7 protein-coding genes are annotated in these 8,757 nt (G+C 60.9%); 3 read left to right on the top strand and 4 right to left on the bottom strand.

Annotation, left to right across the window (positions count from 1 at the left end; genetic code table 11):
* Positions 1-635: 635 nt before the first annotated feature.
* The 4 genes from ACGLHR_RS49025 to ACGLHR_RS49040 all read right to left on the bottom strand — a co-directional run bounded on the left by ACGLHR_RS49025 (position 636) and on the right by ACGLHR_RS49040 (position 4,304).
* Positions 636-1,052, bottom strand: a complete 417-nt coding sequence (locus ACGLHR_RS49025; protein ID WP_400103021.1) for a cupin domain-containing protein — start codon at positions 1,050-1,052, stop codon at positions 636-638.
* Positions 1,053-1,176: 124 nt separating this feature from the next.
* Positions 1,177-2,070, bottom strand: a complete 894-nt coding sequence (locus ACGLHR_RS49030; RefSeq protein WP_400103023.1) for an HpcH/HpaI aldolase/citrate lyase family protein — start codon at positions 2,068-2,070, stop codon at positions 1,177-1,179.
* Positions 2,071-2,163: 93 nt separating this feature from the next.
* On the bottom strand, positions 2,164-3,120 hold the full coding sequence (locus ACGLHR_RS49035; RefSeq protein WP_400103025.1) for a Bug family tripartite tricarboxylate transporter substrate binding protein: 957 nt from the start codon (positions 3,118-3,120) through the stop codon (positions 2,164-2,166).
* Between the two features lie 251 nt (positions 3,121-3,371).
* The gene (locus ACGLHR_RS49040; RefSeq protein WP_400103027.1) at positions 3,372-4,304 is read right to left on the bottom strand and encodes an NAD(P)-dependent oxidoreductase; all 933 of its coding nucleotides are present in this window, start codon (positions 4,302-4,304) and stop codon (positions 3,372-3,374) included.
* 899 nt (positions 4,305-5,203) lie between these two features.
* Between ACGLHR_RS49040 and ACGLHR_RS49045 the strand changes: the two genes are divergently transcribed.
* The 3 genes from ACGLHR_RS49045 to ACGLHR_RS49055 form a co-directional block, all read left to right on the top strand.
* Entirely contained in the window at positions 5,204-6,979 is a 1,776-nt protein-coding gene (locus tag ACGLHR_RS49045; RefSeq protein WP_400103029.1) for an NAD(P)-binding domain-containing protein, read from the top strand.
* Positions 6,980-6,994: 15 nt separating this feature from the next.
* Positions 6,995-7,822, top strand: a complete 828-nt coding sequence (locus ACGLHR_RS49050) for an SDR family NAD(P)-dependent oxidoreductase (RefSeq protein WP_400103031.1) — start codon at positions 6,995-6,997, stop codon at positions 7,820-7,822.
* Positions 7,823-7,902: 80 nt separating this feature from the next.
* The coding region (locus ACGLHR_RS49055; protein WP_400103033.1) for a 3-keto-5-aminohexanoate cleavage protein at positions 7,903-8,757 on the top strand (855 nt) is incomplete at its 3' end.

Consider the following 8,757-nt stretch of genomic DNA (forward strand, 5'->3'; position numbering starts at 1 on the left):
CGTGGACGAAGTCCGCCGATGACATCCTCGCCAGCATCAGGCGATTTTGTCTACGAATTTCTGACGCAGGACACTAGGGACCAAGCTCTCAAATTGGCCAGCCTCTCAAACCTGCCCGTGACCAGACCAGGGCCAAGGCCGTCTGGGGCCATCGGCGCCGGGTGCAAATAGAGTTGTTCGATCGGCGGCTGTGCGAGCCGATGGGCCCCGTACGCGTTCCCTCGATGGCCCAACTCGCGGCCCTCGAGTCCTGGCGGCGTTGGCCAACGCGCGCAAACTTTGGAGGCGGTTTCTAGCGCACCGTCCCCGCGCGCTCCGGTCCAAGCCCTCCTGGCGGGGTAGCGGTCGGGTGGCCTGAGCAGGCAGGGCTCAATGCGGAGCGCTTGGCAGAGTGGCGGGGAGGCCGCTCGACTGCCAGATCTACCTCGACATTGAGCGGGCTTCCACGCCCCCAATAGTGACTGAGTTGCTCATGAGAGATGGCAGTCTTTCGCGGTTCTGACAACTTGACGTCCCCATCGGGCGGTCGGAACGACATTATCCCGCTGCTTGCGGCGCCGTTACCTGCCCACCCGGCCGCATTAGAAAAACTAGTGGGCGCTGCTTACGGTACTAGTAGCTTTCAACAATATCACCTACCACTTAGCAGGCTCCGGAACTTCGCACGGTCCATCTACGTCCATGCTTGTGAACTCGGCCGGGCCGACGACCTCGAGGTATTCCATATCGGGCGAGTAGTCGAAGAGGAAGTGACGAATGCCAGGTCGTTGATGCACACAATCCCCAGCCGACACCAACGTTTCCTTGTCCTCGTACATGAACTTCGCCCATCCTTTCAACATGTACACCATGTGAAAGTCCGCACCATGGACGTGCCAACCCGTGCCGAGTTCGGGAGCGCGGTTGGCACGTACAAGGTGTGCGATGATCTTGCCGTTTGTCGCATGGGCGATGCCCAGATCACGATAGGTAAAGAAATCGCGCAGTCCGCCCGCAGTGAATTCGTTCTCATGAGCCTTTACGTGTGAGAACTTGTTGCCTTTCGAGTCCATTATTGTTGCATCCTAACTAAAAAATATCACGCCGCCGTATTGTCGGATTGGTCTGGAGAGAACTGTCGATTCAACGGCCCGCCGATGCGGGTTCGCGGCGTCATGGGTTGGGGGAAGTGATACGTCAGTCATCGCCATGGACGCTGCAAAGAATTCTGTGTGCGAGACGCAAATGCGGCTTGTCAATCATGCAGTCGCCGAAGCGCACGACTCCGGCGCTGCCGCTTGTGTTAAAGGCGTCCACCACTGCCTTAGCCCACGCGACCTCATCCTCGCCTGGCGCGAACACACGATTGATTGCCGGAATATGTGCGGGATGCCCCGCCGCCTTCGCCGCAAAGCCATCGCGTTTTGCCAGCATCGCTTCACGGTCGATGTGGCCCTCATCGCCAAGGACGGTGCTTACTGCGTCGATAGCGTCGATGCCGGCTTGCGCGGCGGCAAGCAGACACATCGTGCGGGCTACAGAAAAAGGCGAGGTCAGTTCCCTGCCAGAGTGAGCTGAAAATGCGCCTATTTCCGCCGCAAGGTCATCGACTCCCCACATTAGCGCCCGCAGACGCATTGGAGGCTCGCGGTACGAAGCAAGCCCAAATATGCCTTCGGACGTCTCCGTAGCCATGGCAATAATCTCCGTCCTGTGCTTGCCATCGAGATAGGCATGCTCGAATGCTGCAAGGTAGTCACTAAGACGGTATACATCTGCCGCATTCCGGCATTTGGGTAGAACTATCGCGTCTGGTGCGAACGGCACGACTGCCCTAAGGTCGTCCAGGATGTGTCGTGTTGCCAAGCCGTTTACGCGAATGCAAAGGTAGGCACCCATAGTTTCACGGTTGTTCGCGAGGAACTCAACCAGCGTTGTGCGGGCGCTGCGCTTGCCGGTTTCCGCAACGGCATCCTCCAAGTCGTACACGAGCGCGTCCGCGCCTGACCGAAGGGAAGAGGCGAGCTTCCTTGGGCTATCTGCCGGAACGAACAGGAGGGATTTGATGGACGCTGGTCGATTTGACGGCATAGGTTCTTCCTTCGGAGTCTCCGTACTGCTTGCGGTGCCGCAGCGAGCGCCCGTCTACTTCGCGCGACGGCCGTCGCCGCCATTCCTTGCAGCCTACTTCGGTGCCGCGCCGGAGGCACGCACCAGCTTCCCCCACTTTTCAGAATCTGCTCGCAGCATTGAGGTCAGTTGGTCGCCAGACAAATCCAGCGGCTCAAAGGAAGCCAACGCCAGCGCGTCGGAAACATACTTGGTCTTGGTAGCTTTGCGGAGGATATCTTGCATCGTTGCGACAACTGCCGGCGGCGTGTTCGCTGGGAAGTACGTGGCATGCCAGCCCGTTAGCTCGTAATTCACCACACCTTGTTCACGAAATGTAGAAACGTTAGGAAGGGCATACATACGCGTGGAGCCAGTGGTGGCAAGCGGCCGAAGTCTGCCACTCTTGTATTGAGGCGCGCCAGTAGCTGCGTCGTTCATGACGAAGTCCACCTGTCCCGCGGCTAACGCGGTAGTCGCCTCTGCCATGCTCTTGTACGGCACTGAGAGGAGCTTGATGCCGGCCAGGTGCTCCAACATCTCCATCGCCAACCGAGTCGAAGTGGTGGCGCTGCCATAGGTGTATTTCCCCGGGGCGCTTCGCGCTGCATCGATGAGATCCCGGGCAGACTTGAACGTCGTCGACGGGCCTGCGTTCAGGACGAGCGAAAACTTGGCGATACCGACAAGGGGGACGAAGTCTGCAACCGGGTCATAGGGAATCTGCGGCAACATGTGCATGTTCAGGACTTGGCTGGAACTATTTCCCAACAGGATCGTATACCCGTCGGCGGGCGACTTCTTGGCCGCCATCACACCTATGACCGCTTCCGCACCAGGCTTATTCTCGACGACCGCGGTGGCTCCGGACACCTCACTTATTCCCCGGGCTAACGCTCGCGCAAGGATATCGCCAGAGCTCCCGGCACCGAAAGGAACAATAATCTTGATTGGTCGAGACGGATACGTCTCTGCCCATGTCGAGCTGCAGACTGCAAGGAGGAGTACCGCTAAAATTCGAAATAATCTCATTTATTGTCTCCAAAGTACTTTTCTTATCGAGCGGAACCCTCGAGGAAACTGAGGATTCGCCGAACACATTTATGATGTCGCTATGCGCTTGAGGCCAATGGCATTCACGGATGAATCGCTAACTAATGAAGTCGAAGCCCGGTGCATTCGGATCGGTGTGTTGAGCCTGGTACGACCTTGCGGTAGCATAGGCACGATTGCGTACACTGCCACTTGCAGAGCATTAGGCCGCGGCCAACGTGGCGCCGCACTCAAGACTTCGCTGCCTTGATGGCGTTTTGAAGGCGATCCGGATCGACTGCGATCTTCACGCCGGCCCTCTCAAGTTGTAGCTTCAGGAATGCGCGGGAATCCTGCTCCCCGAGACCTCGGGCCAGGGCTTCGGTCATCTCTTCCAGAGTCATGTTGGCCAGCCGCATTGGCACGCCCAGCTCCTTGCCTACGGCGGTGCACAGCGTCACGTCCTTGTGGGCCAACTTGAGAGCGAACGCCGGGGTCTCGTACTTCCCCGGTAGGAACTGGTTCGTGAGCATGAACAGAGGAGACTGCTTGCCGACCATGCCCAGTCGCATGGCCTCCCACAGCTCCAACGGATCCACGCCACCCTTCACTGCCATCGAGAACACTTCGGCCATCGTCAGCATGATCATGTAGCCCGCCGTGTTGTGGGCCAGCTTCGTGATCGTGCCAGCGCCGATGGGGCCGACATAGCGCGGCGCATTTCCGATGGCCCGCAACAGGTGGAGGTGTTGGTCGTAGATTTCCTTGTCGCCGCCGACCCAGAATGCCAAGTCACCCGATGCCGCGCCTGCAGGGCCGCCACTGATCGGTGCATCCAGCATGGTCCCGCCCTTCTGCTTGAACTCGGCATGGATGCGCCGAGCGAGCGAGAGTGAACTTGTCGACAGTTCAAACAGGACAAGGCCCGCAGACATGTTCTCCAGCACACCGTCCTGGCCGAGCACGACCTCCTCGACCTGGACAGGTCCCGGCAACGACGTGAACAGCACACCCACCTTCCGGACGAGTTCCCCCACGGTGGTGGCCCGCTCGGCGCCTTCATCGATCAGCGGTTGGGCTGCTTCGGGATTTACGTCGAAGACCACGAGCTGCACGCCTGATTTGAGCAGGTTGCGCGCCATACCCTGGCCCATTTTTCCCAGGCCGATGAATCCCACCTTCATAGTTCACTCCTTAGAAATATCTTGTGTTCGATGTGCGCCGCCGCTCAGCGGCGGACCAGTCCGGTATCTGCCTGTGAGTGGGCGACTCCGCGCCAAACTCGCCTCGCTGCCTGCACGGCTTGTAGTCGCCGAATGTAACCACCGGGTCGGCCTCGCCGTATGTGTTCATACAAACGGCTCCGGCTCGCCAGTCACGGTGTGACCTAATGTGCGCAAGAGATGGTGCGGATCCATTTCGTCCCTAATTTACGAAGGCGCCGAGCAGATGGACTGAATATACGAGTCGCCGCCGGACTCGCACAAGGCGTTCCGGCGATAAGGAGCTTCGCGCTGATTGGCAAGGTCCGTGCCCTTGCGTGGCTCTGCGCGGCGGCGTAGCCAACATGCGCTGCGCGCCGATTGGGATGGGTTCTACCGAAGGCACAGATGTGAGTCACTCAACGTATTGGTCGGTGGCCCTAGCGGCGCCGAGGGCGGGATCGCGCTATGTGTCGGTGCCTGGGGACGGAGGAGCGTCGCCATCGGTCAAGGTTTCCCAGCCGCGAAGCAGCGAGACCAGTAGGTCAAGCGGGACACTCATGATGCGCAGTGAAGTGCCTGCAGGCGACATGTCGAGGTTCGGTACCGATCACGGCGATGGTGGAGGATCCGATCCCAAGCCCACCTGTTCAACAATGGCCCATAGCAAGCCGCCATTGAGCGGATGGGAGGCACTTTGTAATCAAGCTAGTTGGCGGATTGTGCATCACGAGTGCAGAACCACTCCGCGCAGACCTTTGCTCTGGCAGCAAGGATCCTTGCCACCAGGCCGCCTATGCAGTCATACCCCCGCTCCCTAGAATTCTCGTCATCAAGTCGGATGTTCAAGTGCAGGGATTCTGCGACCCAGGGGAATGATGATGGAAGAAGAACTGACCGTGAGCCGGACGCGCTCTGGCTACGCCGGCGACGCGGAGTATGTCGCGCAATGGCTGGATGAATTCGAGACGGCGCTGCACGCCGGCGACCGGGTCGCTTTGGCCTCGCTCTTTGCCGATGATTGTCACTGGCGTGACCTGCTGGCCTTCACCTGGAACATCACGCCTCACGCCGGTAAGGCGGCGATCGTGAACCGGTTGATCGAGGTCCAGGCCGGGATCCAAGCGCAGCACTTCGGGCTTGCGAAGGGCCGCACCGCGCCGCGCCGCGTCAAGCGCATCGGCATCGAGGTTATCGAAGCCATTTTTGAGTTCGAGACGAAGGAGGGCCGTGGGCATGGCGTGGTTCGCCTCCTGGCCGCCCAGCCTGACAAGGCCTGGGTGATCATGACCTCCCTCGAGGAACTGAAGGGCCACGAGGAGCCGATCCATGAGCGCCGCCCCGGCGGCTCGGCATATTCACGCAATTTCGGTGGTGAGAACTGGGCGGATCGACGCGCGAGAGAACAGGCGTTCGCCGATCGCGAGCCCGCGGTCCTGATCGTCGGAGCCGGCCAGGCGGGGCTGAGCGTAGCCGCGCGACTGAGATTGCTGGGCGTGGATGCGCTTGTGGTGGACAAGCTGCCGCGCGTCGGTGATGTCTGGCGCGAGCGATATCACTCCCTGGCTTTACACAACCAGCTTGCGCTCAACCACCTGGCCTACATGTCCTTTCCGCCGAATTGGCCGAAGTATCTTCCCAAAGACATGCTGGGAAACTGGTTGGAGACCTATGCGGGGGCCATGGAGTGCAATGTCTGGAGCGGCACGACATTCCTCGATGGCACTTACGATGAATCTGGCGGCCACTGGCTTGCTCGGGTGCGTCGCGCCGACGGGTCCGAGCGTGTGCTGCGCCCGCGACATCTTGTTTTTGCAAACGGCATTGTCGGTGCACCCAAGCCCGCTAAGGCGCCGGGCCTCGAAGACTTCAAGGGCGAGGTGGTGCACACGCATGGCTATCGCGACGGTTCCGCATGGCGCGGCAAGAACGCACTGGTGCTTGGCGCGGGCACCAGTGGCCATGACATCGCTCAAGACCTCCAAGCCAATGGCGCCAACGTCAAGCTGATCCAGCGGGGTTCGATCACCGTGGTCAGCGTTAAGGCGGCGAGCATCAACCACTCGCTGTACTACGACGAAGGCCTGCCGCTGGGGGACTGTGACCTGATCGCGGCATCCGGCACTTACCCGCTGCTGGTGCGTGGCTACCAGATGGCAGTCAAACGCATGCTCGAGATCGACAAGGACCTGATTGCGGGTCTCGACGCAAAAGGGATGAAGCTGGACATGGGCGAGGACGGCACCGGGCATCAGATGAAGCTACGCCGGCGTTTTGGGGGCTATTACCTCAATTGCGGCTGTTCGGACCTGATCATCAGCGGCGAGGTGGGTCTGCTGCAATACGAAGACATCGAGCGCTTCGTCGCAGACGGCGCGCTGATGAAGGACGGTCGTGTCGAGAAGGCCGATCTGCTGATCACCGCTACCGGTTACCAGAATCAGCAGGAAGTGGTCCGCGAGATCCTCGGCGATGAGATTGCCGACAAGGTAGGCCAGATCTGGGGGCTCGACGACGATGGGGAACTGGCGAACATGTTCAAGCCGACGCCCCAGAAGGGCCTGTGGTTCATGGGTGGTGGTTTCGCGCATGCACGTATCTACTCGCATTACGTCGCGCTGCAGATCAAGGCGCGTGAAGTAGGCTTGATCTCTTAAGAACCGGAGCGCTGAATGCTTGATTTGACTGGCAAGGTGGCCTTCGTCGCAGGAGCGGGCTCCGTCGGCGAGGGTTGGGGAAACGGCAAGGCGACTGCGGTACTTCTGGCCCGGCAAGGAGCCAAGGTGTTTGGCGTGGACATCAGCGACAGCGCGCTTTCCGGCACTACCGCTGTCATGGAGCAGGAAGGGCATAAGGAGTGGGTGGCCCGGACTTGTAACATGACCGACGGCGAGTCAGTGAAGGCGGCCGTCGAGGCGTGCCTCGCCCGCTTCGGCCGCATCGACATCCTGGTCAACAACGTGGGCGGCAGCGCTCCAGGTGATCCTGTCTCGATGACCGAGGAAGTTTGGGACGCCCAGATCAATCTGAATCTCAAGACCGCCTTCCTCGGATGCAAGCATGTGCTGCCCGTTATGGAGCGGCAGTTTGCAGCGGAGGGTAAAGGCGGCGCGATCGTGAATGTCTCGAGTATCGGCTGCATGAGCTTTCAGGTCGGCGGGCGTGTCAATGCTGCCTATGCGGCCTCGAAAGCCGGCGTGAACGCGTTCGGCCGTTCCACTGCCATTGCGTATGTCAAAAAAGGAATCCGGGTCAATACGGTAGTCCCGGGTCTCATGCATACGCCGCTCGTGGAGCACCGTTTAGTCAGCCAGCTTGGTGCGGCAGACGCGCAGCAACTCGTCGCCAAGCGCAATGCGAGCGTACCGATTGGACGCATGGGCGACGCCTGGGACGTGGCCAATGCGGTGGTGTTTCTCGCTAGCGACGAGGCCCGCTATATCACGGCGACAGAACTGGTGGTGGATGGCGGGATGACTGCGGCGCGGCCCGGCGCTTGATGCCGAAGCGGGTGGCGCGCGTGTGTGCCGCGTCGGCAGCCGCCACGCTATGCAATGACAACAAAATTAGGAGACACTGAATGAGCAGGCCTGTGATCATATCCTGCGCCCTCACGGGCGGAGGCAACACGACCGGTATCAGCCCGCACGTGCCTGTGACGCCGGAGCAGATCGCCAACGAGGCGCTGGCCGCGCGTGCCGCCGGCGCTGCCATCGTGCATATCCACGTTCGGGACCCGCAGACCGGAAAACCGAGCCGGGAACTGGCGCTCTATCGTGAAGTCGTGCGCCGTATTCGCGACGCTGGCAGCGACGTGCTGATCAACCTGACGACAGGTGCCGGCGGCCGTTATGTGCCTGACGCGGCCGACCCCAATCGCAACGCGATCGCCGGGATGGCGACCCCCGAGGAGCGGATGGAGCACGTGCTGGAGTTGAAGCCGGACATCTGCAGCCTCGACGTGGGAACGCTGAACTTCAGCAGCTACGCCTTCCTGAATCTGCCGGACCACGTGGAGCGCATGGCAAGTGCGATCCGCGAAGCTGGTGTGAAGCCGGAACTGGAAGTGTTCGATCTGGGTCACGCCGCGTTCGCGCGCCACCTGTACGAGCGCGGCCTCTTCGCCGATCCGCCGTGGCTGCAGCTCTGTCTGGGCATTCCCTGGGGGGCGCCAGCGACGACCGAGGCGATGCAGACACTGAAGCAATTGGTCCCTGCAGGCGGGTGCTGGAGCGCCTTCGGCATCTCGCGGCAACAATTCCCCATGGTGGCGCAAGCGGTGCTGCTAGGCGGGCATGTGCGCGTAGGCCTGGAGGACAATCTGTATATCGCACGTGGGCAACTCGCGCCCGGCAACGCGCCGATGGTGGAGCGCGCTGCGCGGATCATCCGGGAACTCGACGCCGAGGTGGCCACGCCGGCCCAGGCGCGCGAC

This window comes from Cupriavidus sp. CuC1, from assembly GCF_044627735.1.
GTDB lineage: Bacteria > Pseudomonadota > Gammaproteobacteria > Burkholderiales > Burkholderiaceae > Cupriavidus > Cupriavidus ulmosensis.

What these genes read in the sequence shown, in the direction of transcription:
- ACGLHR_RS49030 (WP_400103023.1), bottom strand. Translation starts at nt 2,070, where the DNA reads ATGCCGTCAAATCGACCAGCGTCCATCAAATCCCTCCTGTTCGTTCCG.
- ACGLHR_RS49025 (WP_400103021.1), bottom strand. Translation starts at nt 1,052, where the DNA reads ATGGACTCGAAAGGCAACAAGTTCTCACACGTAAAGGCTCATGAGAAC.
- ACGLHR_RS49035 (WP_400103025.1), bottom strand. Translation starts at nt 3,120, where the DNA reads ATGAGATTATTTCGAATTTTAGCGGTACTCCTCCTTGCAGTCTGCAGC.
- ACGLHR_RS49045 (WP_400103029.1), top strand. Translation starts at nt 5,204, where the DNA reads ATGGAAGAAGAACTGACCGTGAGCCGGACGCGCTCTGGCTACGCCGGC.
- ACGLHR_RS49050 (WP_400103031.1), top strand. Translation starts at nt 6,995, where the DNA reads ATGCTTGATTTGACTGGCAAGGTGGCCTTCGTCGCAGGAGCGGGCTCC.
- ACGLHR_RS49040 (WP_400103027.1), bottom strand. Translation starts at nt 4,304, where the DNA reads ATGAAGGTGGGATTCATCGGCCTGGGAAAAATGGGCCAGGGTATGGCG.